The sequence below is a fragment of the Lacunimicrobium album genome (genome assembly GCF_052161635.1).
Lineage (GTDB): Bacteria > Planctomycetota > Planctomycetia > Planctomycetales > Planctomycetaceae > SXPC01.
This window is the reverse complement of the sequence record NZ_CP197413.1, coordinates 3,917,591-3,934,709: the sequence shown is the minus strand read 5'-3', so window position 1 is coordinate 3,934,709 and position 17,119 is coordinate 3,917,591. Positions and strand designations below refer to the sequence as shown.

General features: G+C 56.0%; 13 protein-coding genes. 5 read left to right on the top strand and 8 right to left on the bottom strand.

The window, feature by feature from the left end:
* Nucleotides 1–155: 155 nt before the first annotated feature.
* The 6 genes from SH248x_RS15725 to SH248x_RS15700 form a co-directional block, all read right to left on the bottom strand.
* Complete coding sequence (locus SH248x_RS15725) at nt 156–2,111, bottom strand: anti-sigma factor family protein (protein WP_459555248.1); 1,956 nt, start codon at nt 2,109–2,111, stop codon at nt 156–158.
* A 233-nt stretch (nt 2,112–2,344) separates the two neighbouring features.
* Nucleotides 2,345–2,950 (bottom strand): RNA polymerase sigma factor, encoded by a 606-nt coding sequence (locus SH248x_RS15720; protein WP_459555247.1) that lies wholly within the window; start codon nt 2,948–2,950, stop codon nt 2,345–2,347.
* 201 nt (nt 2,951–3,151) lie between these two features.
* Nucleotides 3,152–3,865 carry a hypothetical protein gene (locus tag SH248x_RS15715; RefSeq protein WP_459555246.1) on the bottom strand — a complete coding sequence of 238 codons (714 nt, stop codon included), beginning with the start codon at nt 3,863–3,865 and terminating at the stop codon, nt 3,152–3,154.
* A 51-nt stretch (nt 3,866–3,916) separates the two neighbouring features.
* Nucleotides 3,917–4,990, bottom strand: coding sequence for a prolipoprotein diacylglyceryl transferase (locus SH248x_RS15710; RefSeq protein WP_459555245.1), 1,074 nt, complete (start codon nt 4,988–4,990; stop codon nt 3,917–3,919).
* A 119-nt stretch (nt 4,991–5,109) separates the two neighbouring features.
* The gene (panC, locus tag SH248x_RS15705) at nt 5,110–5,970 is read right to left on the bottom strand and encodes a 4-phosphopantoate--beta-alanine ligase (RefSeq protein ID WP_459555244.1); all 861 of its coding nucleotides are present in this window, start codon (nt 5,968–5,970) and stop codon (nt 5,110–5,112) included.
* Between the two features lie 137 nt (nt 5,971–6,107).
* On the bottom strand, nt 6,108–6,770 hold the full coding sequence (locus SH248x_RS15700; protein ID WP_459555243.1) for an O-methyltransferase: 663 nt from the start codon (nt 6,768–6,770) through the stop codon (nt 6,108–6,110).
* Between the two features lie 319 nt (nt 6,771–7,089).
* On the opposite strand from SH248x_RS15700, the gene SH248x_RS15695 reads away from it, so the two are divergent.
* The 4 genes from SH248x_RS15695 (at nt 7,090) to SH248x_RS15680 (ending at nt 10,655) form a co-directional block, all read left to right on the top strand.
* A complete protein-coding gene (locus tag SH248x_RS15695) occupies nt 7,090–8,205 on the top strand; it encodes an FtsW/RodA/SpoVE family cell cycle protein (RefSeq protein WP_459555242.1) in 1,116 nt (371 codons plus the stop codon).
* Nucleotides 8,206–8,314: 109 nt separating this feature from the next.
* Entirely contained in the window at nt 8,315–9,019 is a 705-nt protein-coding gene (locus SH248x_RS15690; protein WP_459555241.1) for a DUF3467 domain-containing protein, read from the top strand.
* A gap of 206 nt (nt 9,020–9,225) precedes the next feature.
* Entirely contained in the window at nt 9,226–9,786 is a 561-nt protein-coding gene (locus tag SH248x_RS15685; protein ID WP_459555240.1) for a hypothetical protein, read from the top strand.
* Between the two features lie 269 nt (nt 9,787–10,055).
* Nucleotides 10,056–10,655 (top strand): hypothetical protein, encoded by a 600-nt coding sequence (locus tag SH248x_RS15680; RefSeq protein WP_459555239.1) that lies wholly within the window; start codon nt 10,056–10,058, stop codon nt 10,653–10,655.
* 279 nt (nt 10,656–10,934) lie between these two features.
* On the opposite strand, the gene SH248x_RS15675 is transcribed toward SH248x_RS15680, so the two are convergent.
* Together SH248x_RS15675 and tadA are read right to left on the bottom strand one after the other, a co-directional pair.
* On the bottom strand, nt 10,935–14,024 hold the full coding sequence (locus SH248x_RS15675) for a serine/threonine protein kinase (RefSeq protein WP_459555238.1): 3,090 nt from the start codon (nt 14,022–14,024) through the stop codon (nt 10,935–10,937).
* 580 nt (nt 14,025–14,604) lie between these two features.
* Nucleotides 14,605–15,093 (bottom strand): nucleoside deaminase, encoded by a 489-nt coding sequence (gene tadA, locus SH248x_RS15670; RefSeq protein WP_459555237.1) that lies wholly within the window; start codon nt 15,091–15,093, stop codon nt 14,605–14,607.
* 136 nt (nt 15,094–15,229) lie between these two features.
* On the opposite strand from tadA, the gene SH248x_RS15665 reads away from it, so the two are divergent.
* Nucleotides 15,230–16,957 (top strand): NCS2 family permease, encoded by a 1,728-nt coding sequence (locus SH248x_RS15665; RefSeq protein WP_459555236.1) that lies wholly within the window; start codon nt 15,230–15,232, stop codon nt 16,955–16,957.
* Nucleotides 16,958–17,119: the final 162 nt, after the last annotated feature.

Sequence of the window (17,119 nt, the reverse complement as noted above, 5' to 3'; positions counted from 1 at the left end):
AAGTTGTGTTTTCTCTGCAGTCTCTGTGTCCTCCGTGCCTCTGTGGTTCAATTTCTACCTCTTCTGAACGCAATAAATGAAGCGTGGTCGTTTAATGCGTTCCGTTGCACCGCGACTCTATTAAATTCGGCATGTACGAATTGTTTGGGCCGACATCAATCTGCTTGCTCTGGCATGGCGGGGGGAGGGGGGACATTGGGATTGCTGGTTGACTGCGGCTTTAAGATCAGCAGCACTCGCCAGCGTGGCTCGGCAGCATTCACTGGAGTCGAACTACCAGCTGCTTCTGAGAGAACTGTCCCATAGCGAACATCGTCCTGCATCTTTGGTGAATAGCCGCCGCGGGCTTGTGCACCTGGAACCTCACGGCCATTGGACGTCACGGATTCGGAAAGGCTCAAATTGTCCGGGAGGGAAGGCACCCCGCGGGTCAGGTTTTCACGGTCAGACCAGGGAGTCGACGCGGGTTGGTTTTCCGGAGTTGCCGTTATCGGCATTGCAATCTGTAACGGAGCCTGAACTTGTCGACGCTCCAGTCCGATCGACCGATTATCGCGGACAGCGGCTGAGGGGCGTGGCAGTTCCATCCAGGTCGCCTGTCCGACCTGCATTTGAGGGCTGTCGGCCTGGCTGTCCATCATCGCACCAGCAGGAGAACTACCAGCGATGCCCGCAAACGACTCGGCTTTGTTTTCCAGAACCTGACCTGCGGCTGACGTTGTGGACTCTGCTTCATACGCCTGTTTGGGAAGTACATTCGACTTCATCATGCGCGTATTCTGTGGCTGGGCAGCGGGAATATCCACCGGTGGTGTTCCAGCCATGTGGAAATTCGTCATCGCAGCGTCAGGATTGGCAAAATCCGTGGCAGCAGCGGGCGAGGTAGTCGCCGCGAATGTCGTCACCTGGACTGGCTCGATGTTATTGAACATCAGCTTGGAAACATCCTGCTGCTGCTCGGCATCGGCGAGGAATCGCAGGACCTGGCTGGCAGGGGCATCGACATAGACCGCGACATCTCCATTCTCACGCTGCGTGATCGAGACATCGGAAAGTTGTTCAGGCTCAGTCTCTACCAATTCATTCATCCGGGCGGGCGACGTCATCTCTGGTGCAGGTGCCATCGCTGGTGAGCCTGACATCATCGTGGAAACGCCATCGACATTCGCGTCGGCAGCCTCGGTCGGCTCTTCTGGAATGCTCGTTTTATACTGTCTCGATTTGTACTGACCCGAGACGGAGTCCTGCTCCGACGCTGCGAGCATCGATTCACTGAAGTTGTTCTGCAGGGCAATGCCGTTTCTGGCGAGGGATCTTTCCAGACCGCGTACTGTTGCTGGTACCGAGTCGCAATAGACTTCCACTGGAATCAGCTCGCTCGTCGGGTTGGTATTTTGAATATAGATATTGTTGACGACCTGGTCACTTTGCATCTGTGACTCGACAACCGGACCTTCCGGCGCGGGCATGATCGTCGCCCACTTGTTTCGCGAATTCAGTTGAGGAACTTGCGCCAATAAGGCAGCCGGATCGACATCCAGCTGTTGTTGAAGATCCGTCCGACTCATCATGACATCTGCCATCGGAGCCGACGCCATTTCCAGATGGGTCGAGACGTCCGGAGCCTGTTCGCTGTTCAACGCCACGCCAAAATAAGACTCATTCGCATCGCCGAGATTCTGCTCATGCTGGACCTGCCACCACATCGTTGTTCCCACAGCGACAACGACAACGGCCAGCGAACCAATCAGCATCGCCATCGCGCGACGGCTTCTGCCATACCAGGAGGAAGTCGACTTGGACTGGTTCACGTTTCCAAAATGGATCTTCTCAGAGGCCGTCTGGCTGGTCGGACTTTGCGACGCAGAGGCTGCGACAGGAGTTCCCGATCGCTGAGCTTCAATTCGTTTGAGGATCTCAGGAGCCAGATTGACCTTCACACCGACCGTCGGCAGCTCGTTGACGCGACGCTTGAGCCCGCCCAGTTCGTCGACGAGACGGCGCACCTCGGGCGAGGTCGCCAGCTCCGCTTCAAAAGCGGCTCGCTCCTCGGGCGAAAGTTCGCCATCAAGGTAAGCAGAGATTCGGTCATCGTCGGGTGTGAGTTTCATTCGTTTCTATTATTTCCGGAGAACGTCGAAATCAATCCTTTTCAATCGAAGAGAGGTTCACCACCAAGACTCGAAGGACACAAAGTTTCACAAAGATAATCTAAATCCAGACAATAATGGTGACCACAATTTCCGAATGTTCTTTCTCTTTCTTTGTGAACCTTAGTGCTCTTTGAGGCTTTGTGGTGAAGTTTTTTGTTTTTGATGGTCTGCGAATGTAAACGTATCATCCGTCAGGAGGTTGCTCCCGGTGCCCCTTGACGCGAGAGCATCGAGGCGACCTTCGAGCGTTTCAAAAAGGCGTTCTTGAGCTCCAGACGCGCTCGATGCAGCCGACTGCGGACTGTCCCGATGGGGCAGCGCAGAACGTCAGCGATCTGCTCGTAGGAGAGGTCGCTGAGGTCTTTGAGCGTAATGACCTCGCGATGCTCGTCAGTCAGGTCATCCATCGCGACCGAGAGCAAAGCAAGATCTTCCTGATCCATCATCGTCTGTCCCTGATCCTGGAGTTGAGCCCCATCGACAGGATCAAATCCCGCGGTCTCGCGCACTGCTTCCAGGGAGACCGTCGATTTGCGTCGACGGTGATGATTCATCGCACAGTGATACGCAATTCGGAACAGCCAGGAATAAAAGTGAGCATCGCCGCGGAAGGAGTCGAGCTTCTGATAGGCCAGCAGGAACGCCTCCTGGGCCTGATCGAGGGCTTCCTCGTGTGATCCGGTCAGTTTCGTCAGCGAGAAGACCAGGCGCTGCTGATACCGCTCCACCAGCTGCCCGAACGCAGAGGTTCGGCCAGCCAGGGCGGCGTCAATCAGATCTCGGTCGGTAGTCGTCACGGCTCGTTACCAAACAGACGTTGTCAGGAATCGCGAAGTTCCATGCAATTTCGGAAATCTGTTCTAACAGATTTTCCCACCAATATTTAGCCCCCGGTGAGTCACCGGGGGCAATGTGCCTTCAAACCTGATGACGCACCCGAAGCTAAACTACGGATGAATACGAAGAAAACACGGATAAGAAAAGCAAAAATCGGCGTTTCATTTGTTGAATGGCTCATCGTCCAGTTGAGGGTCGGCTGCCAGTCCAAGCCCCATTCCCATACCACCGCCCAAAGCCATTCCGCCGCCGCCGCCATCACCCTTGCCTCCCTTATTACCACCCTCGCCCTCGGCTTTCCCTTTTCCACTGTTTGATCCACCCAGGGTTCGGGAAGGGCCTTGCTTAGGAATTTTCAGCTCAGCGGGGATTGGTTCCAGGTCGAGCACCTTGCGAATGAAATCACGCAGTGACGACACCAGTTCATCGGTGTGAACCGTCTTCCCGGCTACGAGTTCGCTCGCAGCGGTCGCCGCCAGTTTCACCTGCTCTTCGGTGCCCAGCAGAATTAAATCGGACAAGGCTCCCTCGACGGCGTCACGAATCCGGCGCGATCGCTCTGATGTGGACGAGAGAGGAACACTGCTTTCCAGCGCGACATCCGTTGTGGCTGCTGGCGCCGTCTGCAGGCGCTGGAGATCTCGCAGGTGTGTGGGATCAACCGTCAAGATCCCGGTGAAGGAACCACCCAGGACTTTATAGGCAGCGATCAGCGTTCGCAGTCGTTCATTGATCTGCCGGTTCTCGCGCTCGCGACGCTGCTGCACGATCTGAGTCACCAGCAGGCGGATGGCCACCATGACAAACGTGATCAGGACAAACCCCAGCAGCGTCGAGATCATCCCGCCCCAGGAACTGAAATCCAGACCACGCATCAGGGACGCTCCGTACCAAGGATATTCGCGGCAGATTGAGAGGAGTCAGCGTCAGGTCGTGGACTGGATCTTCGAGCGCGCCGTGACTTTCTGACCGTAGAACGCCAGATAAATCGCGAAGATGATGCCCAACGCTCCCAGCCCCAGGCTGAACAGCTGGGAGATCGTCAGCCCGGTGTCGAACTGGCCCAGTTCGTCCGCACGAACCCGTTCTTCCAGAAACCGCAGGATTGGATACAGAATCCATCCGAGTGCCAGCACCGAACCAACTTGGGGCCGTACCGCAAAAAAGTTCGCTGTTAAGATCGCGATGAGAAAACCGTTGATCGAACTATAGATCTGTGAGGGATGCATCGGCGGAGTGGCAGCATCCGCGGCACTGATGAACCCACGCATGACGAGCGCATCAAACGTATTCGTCCCGTGAGGATACTGCACCGACCAGGGAAGATCGCAAAAGTCGCCGTAGCAGCATCCATTGAGAAAACAGCCAATCCGGCCGAATCCCACGCCCAGAAAGACCGAAGGCGTGACGATGTCTGCGATATTCAAGACGCTGAGTTTGTGATGACGACAGAACGCCAGAAACGCAATTGCGCCTCCGATGACCCCGCCATATAAAACAATCCCACCGTCTGGCAGATTAACGAGCGTGAAAAGAAACTGCCCGACTGTGTGCACGTCCGCAAAAACCGTTTCGCGCTTCTGCACCAGATAAAAAATCCGCGCGCCGACGATCCCCGACATTAGAATCGTGATCGCCAGATCCCAGATCAGCTTCTCCGGAATTCCCTGCTGACGAGCCCGCCAGGCGCCATAAGTCCCCGCTGACCAGAACGAAAGCAACAGCATCGCCCCATACCCGAAGACCGGCACGGTCGCCATCGGCAGGAAGAAGGGGGCCAATAGCGCAACGACCGTCACAGTCCCAAAGGTCGACAGGGCACTCTGCTCATCCGGTCCCCATTTCGTTCCCCGCTTGCGATAAAACGTCCACGCCAGCCAGCCGACAAATAAGGCAACCAGCAGCCAGATCGAACCAATCACCGGCAACCCGGACGTCGGTTCTTCGACGTAGGGTAACCAGGGTTGATGCATATTAATTCGAAACAAGATCTGTCGCATGAAACGCTCGCAGAGAGTTTTTATTGCCACAGAGGACACAGAGGGCTCAGAGAGGAAATTAAACAGATTCGATTCAGAAACTCTGTTTAAACTCTCTGTGAACTCTGTGTCCTCTGTGGCTATTTTTCGGCCGTCAACATCATGTTATCAATCAACCGGGTTGTCCCATTTCGGGCGGCGACGAGGGCCACCATTTCGGGTTGCGGCTGAGTCAATGTTTCGAGAGTGGTCGGGTTGGCGAGGATGGCGTAATCGAGAGTCATCGCGTTATCGCGGGTGACGATCTCGGCCATTCTGGTCATGATCGATGTTAGATCGTTGTGACCAGCCGTCACCTGATTCTTCGCGAAAATCATGGCTTCGTAAAGTCGAATCGCGACGGCGCGCTGTTCGGGCGAAAGGTAGGCGTTGCGACTGCTCATGGCAAGACCATCTGCCTCGCGGATCGTCGGACACCCGACGATCTGGATCGGCGAATTCAGGTCACGCACCATCTGCTTGATGACTGCCAGCTGCTGGAAATCCTTGGCACCAAAGCAGGCGACATCCGGCATGACGATCTGAAACAGCTTCATGACGACGGTCGCGACCCCGCGAAAATGCCCCGGCCGGATCGCCCCTTCCAGGATTTCCGAAAGACCTGGCACCTCAATAAACGTCTTCGCCCCCGGCGTACTCGGGTACATTGTCTCGACATCCGGGTTGAAGATGAGATCCGCGTCGCGCGAGGAGCACATGGCGATATCTTTTTCGATGGGCCGCGGGTACTTATGAAAGTCTTCATGCGGCCCGAACTGCGTCGGATTGACGAAGACCGTCACCACGACATAGTCCGCCAGTTTTTTGGCTTCGTCGATGAGACTCAAATGCCCTTCATGCAGCGCCCCCATTGTCGGCACGCAGGCAATCCGCTTCCCCTCGCGCCGCGCCTGCAACACGGAAATACGAACCGCGTCAATCTTCGAAGTCGTCTGCGTCATATCACTCTTCCCGTAGGGTCCGCTGTGCGGACCGTCAATTCGCATGAGTACAGCTAAAAAGCCGACAAATCTCTAAGTGATTTGGGGCTCATTTACAGTGTTGATCGTCCATATTGGTCCGCACAGCGGACCCTACATCAATCCACCACCACCAGCATCATCCCGTCGTGCCCCTTCACTCCCGCGGTTTGCACGACCGTTGTCGTCAAACCTTCGGTGCGCGACACCAGCTCATTGAGTTTGCGAATCCCGAGGGCGTTGGGGTCCTGGGTCTCGGGCTTGATGACTTCCCCTTCGCGAACGACATTGTCCAGAACAATGAGTGTCCCTGGACGAGACAGTTTCAAACACAGCGGAAAGTAGCGGTAATAGTTGTGTTTATCCGCGTCCACAAAGATCAGGTCAAACGGCTGGTGACCCTCTTTGATAATGTCTTCGAGGAGGCCGAATGCATCTCCCTGGCGGACTTCGACTTTGTCTGACAATCCCGCGACGTCGATATTCTGACGAGCGATCTCGACGTGCTTGGGCTCGAATTCCAGCGTGATCATCTTCCCGCCAGGGGGGAGAGCGCGGGCCAGATGGATCGAACTGTAACCGCCCAGTGTGCCGACCTCGAGGATCGACTTCGCCCCCGAGATTCTCGCCAGGATATGCAGGAATTTCCCCAACTGCGGCGAGACCGCAATCTCTGGCAGTCCCGCTTCCTGCGAGAGCGCGAGGGCTTCATCGAGAATCGGGTCAGTGATCGAGAGAATCTCGGAATAGTATTGATCGACAGCGGTAAAAAGCGATTGCATGGTGAATGGCCTGGTCGTACAAGCGGGACTTTGAAATCGAAGAAGAAAGACTGGAACGCAGAGCACGCAGGGGCGAGCAGAGGTCGCAGAGTTTTCAGAATGCGTTTGTGGGATGCGTACAGACTATTTTAGAAAGTCCATCTGCTCCTGAATAGTTGCCCTCATGTTCCGCCTCATGTCTCACGACTCAAACCTCACGACTTCCCATCGGTGTCCATCCGTGTTTATCCGTGGTTCGATTTTCCCTTCAGTTGGTCAGATGCGCGTGTGAGGCATTTCCTCTAGCCCTGAAATCGGGTTCCGACATACAACACGCAGCATGACGTACGATCTGATTTCCCGCGTGCCGGTCTGGATGCTCATGTCCGTGTACGCGCTCATTGCCTTGGGCATGTCTGCCATTGCCTTCGCTGACCTGGTGGTCGGCGAAAGTGATTTCTACACGCGCCAGCTCTTCTGGGCCGTGGTGGGGACAGCCGCGATGATCACGATGGCAACCATCCATTACAAACGCTGGATGCCGTTCAGCTATCTGCTCTTCTTCCTGACGCTGGTCCTGCTGGTACTGGTCTTTTTCCTGCCCTCGAAATACGGCTCCCAGCGCTGGATTCCTCTTGGCCCGATGACTTTGCAGCCTTCTGAGTTCGCCAAGATTACTTACGTCATGGCGCTCGCGCATTATCTGATCTACGACCGCAGTTACCGCAAACTCTCGGGACTCATTATCCCGTTCGTCCTGACTGGCATCCCTGTCGCCCTCATTCTCAAAGAGCCCGACCTGGGGACTTCGCTGCTGTTTATCCCCGTCCTGTTTGCGATGCTCTTTGCAGCCGGTGCACGGTGGTATCACCTGCTGCTGCTGATCGTGCTGGGCGTCATGATGGTCCCCGTTCTGTGGATCGGCATGAACGCAGAGCAGAAGTCTCGCGTGACAGCTGTCTTCACCCAGAAGGACTCCGGGACCGCTCCTTCGGGCGATGGCTACCACCTCCACCAGTCCAAACGCATGCTCGCCGTCGGCGGCGTCTGGGGCGTCGATCTCAACAATCCCGCGCATGAAGACAAACTCGACGTCCACATGCCTGCCTCGCGAACCGACTTCATCTTCTGCCGCATCGGCCAACGCTACGGCCTGGTCGGCTGCCTCATCATGTTCGGACTCTACCTGGCGCTCCTAGGAAATGCCTACCGGATCGCTGCCTCGACCGAAGAGCCCTTCGGCCGGCTCCTCGTAGTCGGCATCGCGACTCTGCTCGCCACCCAGCTGACGATCAACGTCAGCATGACCGTCGGCCTGATGCCGATCACCGGGATCACATTGCCCCTGGTCAGTTACGGCGGCTCAAGTCTGCTCGTCACCTTGGCTTCCATCGGCCTCATCATCAACGTCGCTTTACGTCCCACCTTCGACATGCTTGGCCAGACGTTTCGATGATCGCCTGTTGACTCGCTTGACCTCGTGCATTGCGTTCACATTCTTCTTTGTGGATGATAGGAACCCCTGTCTTTGAGCCTTGCACCAGACGACGTGGAGCCTTTTCGCCGTGCCCGATGAACCTGCCGAGCCATCTGACGATCGTCCCCACAGCAGTCCTCCGTTGCATGCGCAGTTTCACTTCCAGCCGATTGCCGCCCGCGTTCCCGAGCCAGTCTCTCCGGGCCAATTCGCCAACGGCGCCATCGTGATGACAGGGCCGCACGAATTTCTGATCGATTTCGTGTTGCGCCTCCACCAGCCCAATTCCGTCGTCGGACGGGTCATTCTTCCTCACGAAGTCACGCGCCAGTTCATCCGCGCCCTCGAATCGAACATCGAGCAGTACGAGCAAACCTTCGGCCCCGTTCCACCCGCCCCTCTGCCGATCAAACGCAATACGCCGACAACCGACACTGGCCCGATCGAACCGGGAATCGTCGACAACACAGCGGGCGTCCCCTCAGCCAGCGTCACGCCCGTTCCTCGGGTTGCCTCTTCACGTTCCCAACCCATTCAGATTGATGAGATCTACGACGGCCTGAAATTCCCCGAGCGTCATCAGCCCGGCTGCTACGCCAACGCCGTCCTCATCCGTCATACGAACACGGAATTCTGCTTCGACTTCGTCGCGAACTTTTATCCCCGCCCCGTCGTTGTGCACCGATTTTTCTTCGCGCTGGGACAGGTCGTCCCCTTTTATCACTCGCTGAAACATTCCTTCGACCAACGCTTCGGGCGACCACAGCCTGAACCTCCTGCGGATTCGAGTTGACGCCAATCAACGATCCCGGCAAAATGAAAGCCTAGCTTGCGCCGAAGCGACACTGACGAAGGATGGCTGCTGCACAGACCACGTCAGTGAAATCGTTCAAGGAAGGACGTAGAGTGACTCATCCGCGACGCCATCAGTTTTCCGTTGAAAATCAAAACACATCGCCGCGTCCAGAAAGGTCGCGTCCAGAGAAAACGTCTTCTCCGATGGAACAGCTGGGCGAAGTCTCGGTCATCCTGCCTGATGGGTTCGAACCCTCGTACCGCTATCCGCTCATTGTCTGGTTATGCAGTGATCGACGTGAACGCTTCGAAATGCTACAGCGTTTCCCCTCGATCAGCGATCGCAACTATATCGGCCTCGTCATCGAGTACCCCGACGAATGGCTGATCGATCGTCTCGACGATCATTTCCAAAACTGGCTGAAGTCCCAGATCGACCTCCTGCCCGTTCACCGTCAACGCATCTATCTGGCGGGAACGGGGTTCCTGGGGGAGCTTGCCTCCCGCATGTCCGGCCAGCTGAATCTTCCTATCGCCGGGGCGATCAGCCTGCTGTCTGACACGATCAATGCAGCTTCCTTTGAACAGAAGAAACGACACCTCTGGGTCCCCTCGACCAAAGCTCAGGAGCAGGCTCACGCCACGCCTCCCGTCTTCTCGCCCCTTTTGTGGATGATTGAGAACGGTGACCTGGCTGTCCAAAGCCCTCTCTGGCGAGACATCGACCGGTTTATCATGCAGGGAATCTACTCTGCGATTGTTTAAAGCATTTGTTATTGGTGGGCAATGTTTGTGATCCTGCGTGCAGTTTTTCATGTCGCTTTGTGCCTGACGCGACAAACCGGAACGGGTTAATTCTGCACTGCTCCAATTATGAGCGCATTAAATCAAGTCACTGTATCACGCTGAGCCATTATAAGGCACACTTGTGTCATCCTGACGCATTTGATTCCTTGCTGCTGCACGATCTTGGACGCTCCAAGACGCTGATATCCGTAGCCGCAGGATTCATTTTTCCCCTTACGGTGTGTTCCATGCAGCGGTCCATTCTTATCCCGGATGGGTTCTCCCACGACTATCGTTATCCACTCGTGATCTGGCTCTGCCGGGATGAGCGCGAACGACGCCTCCGCGTCCGACAGTTCCCCCGCATCAGCAATCGAAATTACATCGGGCTGTTCGTCGAATACCCTGACGAAATGCTCTTTGACTCAACACGAGCGTTCTGGACCCACAGCCTCCTTGAGTTGCTGCAGACGCTCCCTGTCCATCGACGTCGGATCTACCTGGCGGGCGTCGGCGATCATGGGTATGCCGCGTATCAGATCATGGCGCAGTCACATTACCTCGTCTCGGGAGCGATCTCCCTGCTGTGTCATCTTCCCGTCGGCTTTCTGACGCGCATTCTTTCGGAAGATAACTCCGATGCCGTCGAGCAGCGTAAGTTCGACGCGATGCGGTTGTTCTGGATGCCTCCCTATATGGGCCCTGCACCCAAGCCACTCTCGTGCATCAATCACGACAAACGATCCCCCTTCTGGCTGACACGAGCCCGCACGCTGACTCAGGAAAGCAGAGTCTGGGCCGAGGTCAACCAGTTCGTCATGCAGGGCATTTACTCTGCGAGCTTTTGAATGCAAGAGTGGAGATAGCGATTGTGGCAATGTGCACTTACCATGCAGTCAGCCGCTGAATCTTCTTTCAATTCACCGCTTGCGCGCACTGTAGGGTGCTGGTGAGGCTTTGCGAACCGCACCAATTGTGCGAATGAAAGTCGTTTTGGTGCGGTTCGAAGACTCACCAGCACCCTACATTTCGCGCAACATCAATTAGAAGAGTCGCTCAGAGAAGATGGCGTCTAAGGCCTAAGCAGCCATTGTTGACGTCCTACGGAAATCGTCTATGACCGTCACTCAGTTCAATCCGTTAAACAGCTCTCGCCCGATCCCCAGGCGTCCCGTCTTGCCTCGACCAGGCGCTGTCTCTTCAAAAAAGCCCGGCAGCTCATTGGCTTCGACGCCGACTCCCAGGTTCAGGGCAGGGTTCTCTTCGTTGTTGAAGTCATCCAGGGCGAAGTCGGCCCGCTTCCAGGTCAGCATGTTCGCGTGAATGAGATCAGGATTCTTCCAGCCGATGCGATCGAAGTACGTTGAGCGCGTGTAACGCCAGTGATTCATCCAGTCGGATTGGCCTAGTTCCTTGTAATCTTCCTCATCGGTCGAGACTTCCGAGATCAGCATCATGATGCTGTAGCGGTCAAAAAAGTTGAAATCGCCCGTCCATTCAAAACGCCCGAGAAGACCCTCTTTCGTATCGTTTCCAGACAGCGAAATCAGAGGATAGTCGCCCAGGTTCAGGAAGATGCACTCGTGGGCCTCAATCGACGAAGACAGAAGATCCATCGCCATCGGATCCTGCTCGGCTTCGAACAGACCACGCGTCGTTGCAATCGTCGATCGCTCGAGTTCGACATCGATTTTCCCGCCTCCCGGAGGGCTCATTCCCTGGATCTGGCTGTAGATCATCGCACCTTGAACGGCGATTCCCGACCGACTGACCGAAATCTGGGCGGCATGGGTTCGTTGAGTCAGGATCACCGAGCCAACACCACGCACCATCGATGCCTCTATAGAAATCGATGGACGCACGCGATGGCTGAACGAGTCTGCCTGCATCATCCGGAAGTCAGACGTCAGATTCGCCAGGACCGCACGACGATACATACCGCTATTGAGCGTGACCGTGGTGTTCCGCAGTTGAAACTGCGACTCATCCATGACCGTACTCAACGCGATCTCAGGACCGGTCTGTTTCTCCGTCAGGTCAATGGTGATATTGAGACCCTGCAGCATCAACGTCGAGGAGTTCGATAGCAGAAACAACTCTTCCGAAGAGTTCATCGAACTCGGACGGAAGATCAGGTGGACTGGATTGGACAAATCGCCGCGGATGTTGACATTCTTATTGTCGATGATGATCGATTCGGTGATGACGATCTCGCCAGGACCTTCGACCGGTGTCACGCGAATGAACTGATCCTGCTGGGCTCCTTCAATGGCTGCTTTGAGCGTGTTGTAGCGGGTCGAAGGGCCTGAAGGACGCGCGACCTCGAAAATCACCCGGCTGATCGGCGATGTCTCAGCTGCGGGAATCGCGACGGGGGTCAGTGGGAGAACCGATTCATTCGACTTCAGGACGGGTTTGGGTTTACTCTCTTCAATCTTGGCGATCGAAGTTCCTGGCAGACTCGTTGCATCCAGCGTCGGAGAAGCTGCCGGTGAGGTCTTGGGCAGAAGTCCTGACGCGGCTGTTAAAAATTCTGTTCCACTCAGCGACCCACTCCCCAGTTCCGTGGGAACGGCATCCGCACTAAGGCCAGAAAATGGATTGGCTTTGGTCGTCGCCGTCGTCGCAATTCCCGGATCCTTGATGACCTTCTCAGGACTCGTCAGCGTGGTCTTTTCAGACGCGACAGTCATCTCTTCAGGAATGATGTCCTCAGGCTGACTCACTTCTGCGGGAGTCGTCAGTTGACCGGGGAGTTTCATCTCTTCAATGAACGATCGAAAATCGTCTGAAGGGCGATAAACGGAATTACTGTTCGAGAAAAACTTCGTCGCGATGCCATCGAAGTAACTGTTGCTGATCCCGAACTGGGGAAAGATACTCTCGCTGATGTTCGATGGTGCCGGGCTGGGGCTGACAGGCTGCGTGCTGGAAAGAAGGGGGGTGGCTTCCTGCGAGTACGTCATCGCATTGAACCGCTCGACCCCGACCACCGTCAGCAGCAGCAGCGTGACGATGGAGATCAGTCCAATGTGACGGCGCCAGACAGGTTCTTGAATGCTTTCCATCGGCCGGGCGAAAATTACGCTTTCAGCCGGAATCGCTGTCAGGTGGTAATGCTCCGCCTCCACGTAAAGGTCTTCCAGCAGCGACTCTGCATCCTGGTAACGTCGCGAAGGATCGCTGGCCATCATTCGCATGATGATCGAAGCCAGTTCCGGCGAGACCGCAGGATTTTTGACCGACGGATTGGGGACCGTCTTGTTCTGGTGATCGAGCAGTTTCTGCAGCATTGTCCCTGTGCTGTAAGGCGCGTCACCGGTCACCATGTGATAGAAGGTGCAGCCCAGAGAATAGATATCGCTGCGGAGGTCGACAGATCTCGGATCGCGTGCCTGTTCGGGCGAGATGTAATCGAATGTCCCCAGCGTTGTTCCTGCAGATGTCAGATCGACCGAATCTTCGCCTCTGTTATTCAGACGGGCCAGTCCCCAGTCGACCAGCTTGGCTCGACCGTTAGGCTTGACGATGATGTTTGATGGCTTGATGTCACGGTGAAAGACGTGAGACGCTGCGGTATGCTTCAACGCAGCAACGATCTGGAGAATGTAACTCAGCGCTTCTGCAATGTTGAGTTTGGTCTGCTGGCGGATCAGATCGCGGATGTTGGTTCCCTCAACATATTCAAACGCGATGAAATGCAGCCCATGCGACTCGCCAATCCCGTGAACCCGGGCGATGTTGTCGTGGTCCAGTCGAGCCGCAGAGCGGGATTCATTTCGGAACCGCTTCACGGCCAGCGGATCTCGACAGTACGACGGCGAAAGAACCTTGAGCGCTACGATCCGTTCGAGGTCTTCATCCCAGGCGCGAAAGACCGCCCCCATGCCACCGACGCCGATGCGCTTCTCGATGACGTAATTCTTGATCAGCATCCCCTGAGCCAGCAGGTCCAGAGCCGCTGCTGATTGATCGGGATCAGGGGCCGGGAACAGGCGATGCCAGAGCTTGCTTCGCTCTGTCGGCGTCATTTCCGGAAGCGAGCTGGGAGCATTGCCGGAGCCAGCCGCCTCGGCATCGGCGTCTGAATTCGGGCGTCGTCCCGGGATGACCACCGTTTCCGAACCAAACGGCATACCGCCACCGCCGGGGAACGGATGATAGGCCGTTCCTCCATGGCTGGAGCCTTGTGCCGCTGGATCTTCAGGCTGGTTCATGGGATCGTCTGACGTTTCCAGAGTGATCGACCAGCCAGAAGTTCAAAGCCGGTCACACTCATTCTCGCAACCCTTCAAGGGTCGCGGTCCGGGTCAGTTCGTTTGGTTAGACAGGATCTTGCAGAGTATTCCAGAAACAGAACACTTCCGCAGAAAGACAATTTGACTCGTAATTTGTTCACAAGTGACAGGAGCGTGAACTCAGATGGGTTTGTCTATTCTAGTTGCGAAATACCACGATCGACACTGGTGAATCTGGTTTTCTGCCAATTTCGAATGTCAAACCTCGCTAGTAAAGTACGCTCAGAGGGCTTGAAAAGTTCTCTTTCTTGTCCTCAACGCGACAAATTAGCGATCATTTTTAGCTGGCGCGTCACTTTGGTCACACCTTGAAAGCAGAAGTGCATTTAGATCAGCCTTCGCTGATGATTTTCTGTCCGCCAACCGGTCTGACCAGTTGTTTCTTCGTCACGCCAAATGATCTAACCTCGCTGACTTTCCCGAGCATCCGATCTTTTCGGTAACTTACCCACATTTCCCCGAAATATTCTCACATCAGCACATTCTTCTGGAGTCCCTGCTACTTCTTCCCCTGACTCCGCTGCAGGGCGAAAAACTCCTGCAGAATCCCCCGACACTCTTCCATCAACAACCCGCCAATCACAATCGACTGGTGATTCAGCCGCGGATCGTTGGTGAGTTGGTAAAGTGTGTGACACGCCCCTCCTTTCGGGTCAGCTGTGCCATAAAAAACTCGCGGCAGTCGCGCCTGAATGATCGCCCCCGCGCACATCGGGCATGGTTCCAGCGTCACATACAGCGTGCAGTCAAGCAATCGCCACGACGAAAGCGCCTCTGCCGCCTGAGTCATCGCGATCATCTCAGCGTGTGCCGTTGGGTCTTTGAGGGTCTCTCGCAAATTATGGGCGGACGCGATGACCTGATCGTTGTGAACGATGACTGCCCCGACCGGGACTTCCCCTTCGTCAAACGCCTGACGCGCTTCGTTGAGAGCGTAACGCATCCAGCGTTCATGAGGCTGCAAGATGTCCTGGCCGGTATCGATCACGCTGTTACTCCTGAATGGTGATTTCCCTGAACGGTTTGATTTCGGTTGACGGGCAGGTCACTTGACGCCTACAACCCATGGACCCCGGGTCTTAGCGCCACAGCCCGTTTGCTTTCACGACGGAAGACGAACCTTCATGACAACTCATCTCCCGCTGTTTGTCAAACGCGATCTCGATGGCTTCTTTGGTCTGTTCATCGATAACCTCGTTCAACTGCTGCTGATCATCTCGCTGTGTATCACGTTCTTCGGCAACAACGAAGCGACCACCAGTCTCGTTTACGGACGCATCCTCCCCGGCGCTGCGATCAGTATTCTCCTCGGCAACATCTTCTACGCCTGGCAGGCTCACCGACTCGCGAAGAAGCTGGGACGCAGTGACATCACGGCTCTCCCCTATGGCATCAATACTCCCTCGCTGCTGATCTACTTCTTCTTCGTCATGAAGCCCGTCTTTGACCGGACTGGTTCCGTCGAACAGGCCTGGCTGATGGGACTGGTGGCGTGTCTGGGAAGCGGTCTGATTGAATTCTTTGGTGCGTTCGTCGCCGAATCGATCCGTAAAAGCACACCACGTGCTGCACTGCTTTCGACACTCGCCGGAATCGCGATCGGATTCATCGCGATGGCGTTCGCCATTCAAATCTACCAGCGACCCGTACTCGCGATGCTTCCCATGGGCGTCATCCTGGCATCCCTGTTTGGGCGGGTCCGTTTCTGGGGCGGTCTGCCGGGTGGGCTCATTGCCGTTTCGCTGGGGACGATCGTTGCCTGGATGCTGACGGGCGTTCAAGTCGGCCTCACCAGCGCGCAGCTCACACTCCCGCCGTGGCTTCTCGAGAATGCCATGTCCGTTGAAGCCGTCCAGCAGGCCGCAGCGTCGACCTCGATTCGACTGCCGCATTTCTACGGCGCAGAACTCTGGGCCGTGCTTTCCCAGCCTGCCAACTGGATCGGCTTTGTGACGGTCATCATTCCCATGGGGATCTTCAACGTCATCGGCTCACTGCAGAACATTGAATCCGCCGAAGCCGCGGGCGATCTGTACCCGACGGGTCCCTCGCTGGCAGCCAATGGCATCGGAACGATCGCCGCGTCGCTGTTTGGCTCCTGTTTCCCGACGACGATTTATATCGGTCATCCAGGCTGGAAGGCCCTCGGTGCACGCGCCGGCTATTCCACCCTCAATGGTCTGGTCATTACCATCATCTGTCTGACGGGGCTCGTAGGCATGATCAGTGCGATTATCCCGATGGAAGCGGGCAGCTCGATCGTCTTGTGGATCGGCATCGTTATCACGGCTCAAGCGTTTCAGGCAACCCCGAAAGAACATGCTCCCGCCGTCGCGATGGGACTCTTCCCCGCGATCGCCTCCTGGGGCGCGACAGTGACCATGGGCGCCTTCGTCGCTGCCATGGTCGCGCTGATCGTGAATGGTCAACCGCCTGAAGTCTTCTCTCAAGTCACCATGCAGGCGCTTCTCGAAGGCAACGCCAGCAAGGATGTCAACGGCTTCCTCCTGCGTGGCATGCTCTCGATCGAACGCGGGTACATCTTCACCTGCATGCTCCTGTCTGCCATGTCCGCCTGCCTGATCGATGGCAAGATGCGAGCCGCCGCCATCTGGGCCGGCATCGGAGCCATCCTCGCCCTCACCGGCCTGACCCACGCCTTCCAGCTCTCCGGCAACGACGTCGATTACCTGCTCATCGGCACGACCGCCAAAGAAGGGGCCTTCATCTATCAAGCCTACGGCATCGCGCTGGGTTACGCATTTCTCTCGCTGCTATTCCTGATCTGCAGTGCCAACACCAAACTCGCCCGGATCGACAAAGACGCCGTCGATCACGGAGCAGTGCACTGAGACGCAGTCTTCTAATTCCTTGTAGGGTGCTGGTGAGGCTTTGCGAACCGCACCAATTGTGCGAATGAAAGTCGTTTTGGTGCGGTTCGAAGACTCACCAGCACCCTACATTTCGCGCAAAACATCAAAGAGAAGACTCGCTCTGATTCGTGCATCGGCGGA

What these genes read in the sequence shown, in the direction of transcription:
- SH248x_RS15665 (WP_459555236.1), top strand. Translation starts at nt 15,230, where the DNA reads ATGACAACTCATCTCCCGCTGTTTGTCAAACGCGATCTCGATGGCTTC.
- SH248x_RS15675 (WP_459555238.1), bottom strand. Translation starts at nt 14,024, where the DNA reads ATGAACCAGCCTGAAGATCCAGCGGCACAAGGCTCCAGCCATGGAGGA.
- SH248x_RS15695 (WP_459555242.1), top strand. Translation starts at nt 7,090, where the DNA reads ATGACGTACGATCTGATTTCCCGCGTGCCGGTCTGGATGCTCATGTCC.
- SH248x_RS15725 (WP_459555248.1), bottom strand. Translation starts at nt 2,111, where the DNA reads ATGAAACTCACACCCGACGATGACCGAATCTCTGCTTACCTTGATGGC.
- panC (WP_459555244.1), bottom strand. Translation starts at nt 5,970, where the DNA reads ATGACGCAGACGACTTCGAAGATTGACGCGGTTCGTATTTCCGTGTTG.
- SH248x_RS15680 (WP_459555239.1), top strand. Translation starts at nt 10,056, where the DNA reads ATGCAGCGGTCCATTCTTATCCCGGATGGGTTCTCCCACGACTATCGT.
- SH248x_RS15685 (WP_459555240.1), top strand. Translation starts at nt 9,226, where the DNA reads ATGGAACAGCTGGGCGAAGTCTCGGTCATCCTGCCTGATGGGTTCGAA.
- SH248x_RS15700 (WP_459555243.1), bottom strand. Translation starts at nt 6,770, where the DNA reads ATGCAATCGCTTTTTACCGCTGTCGATCAATACTATTCCGAGATTCTC.
- SH248x_RS15715 (WP_459555246.1), bottom strand. Translation starts at nt 3,865, where the DNA reads ATGCGTGGTCTGGATTTCAGTTCCTGGGGCGGGATGATCTCGACGCTG.
- SH248x_RS15710 (WP_459555245.1), bottom strand. Translation starts at nt 4,990, where the DNA reads ATGCGACAGATCTTGTTTCGAATTAATATGCATCAACCCTGGTTACCC.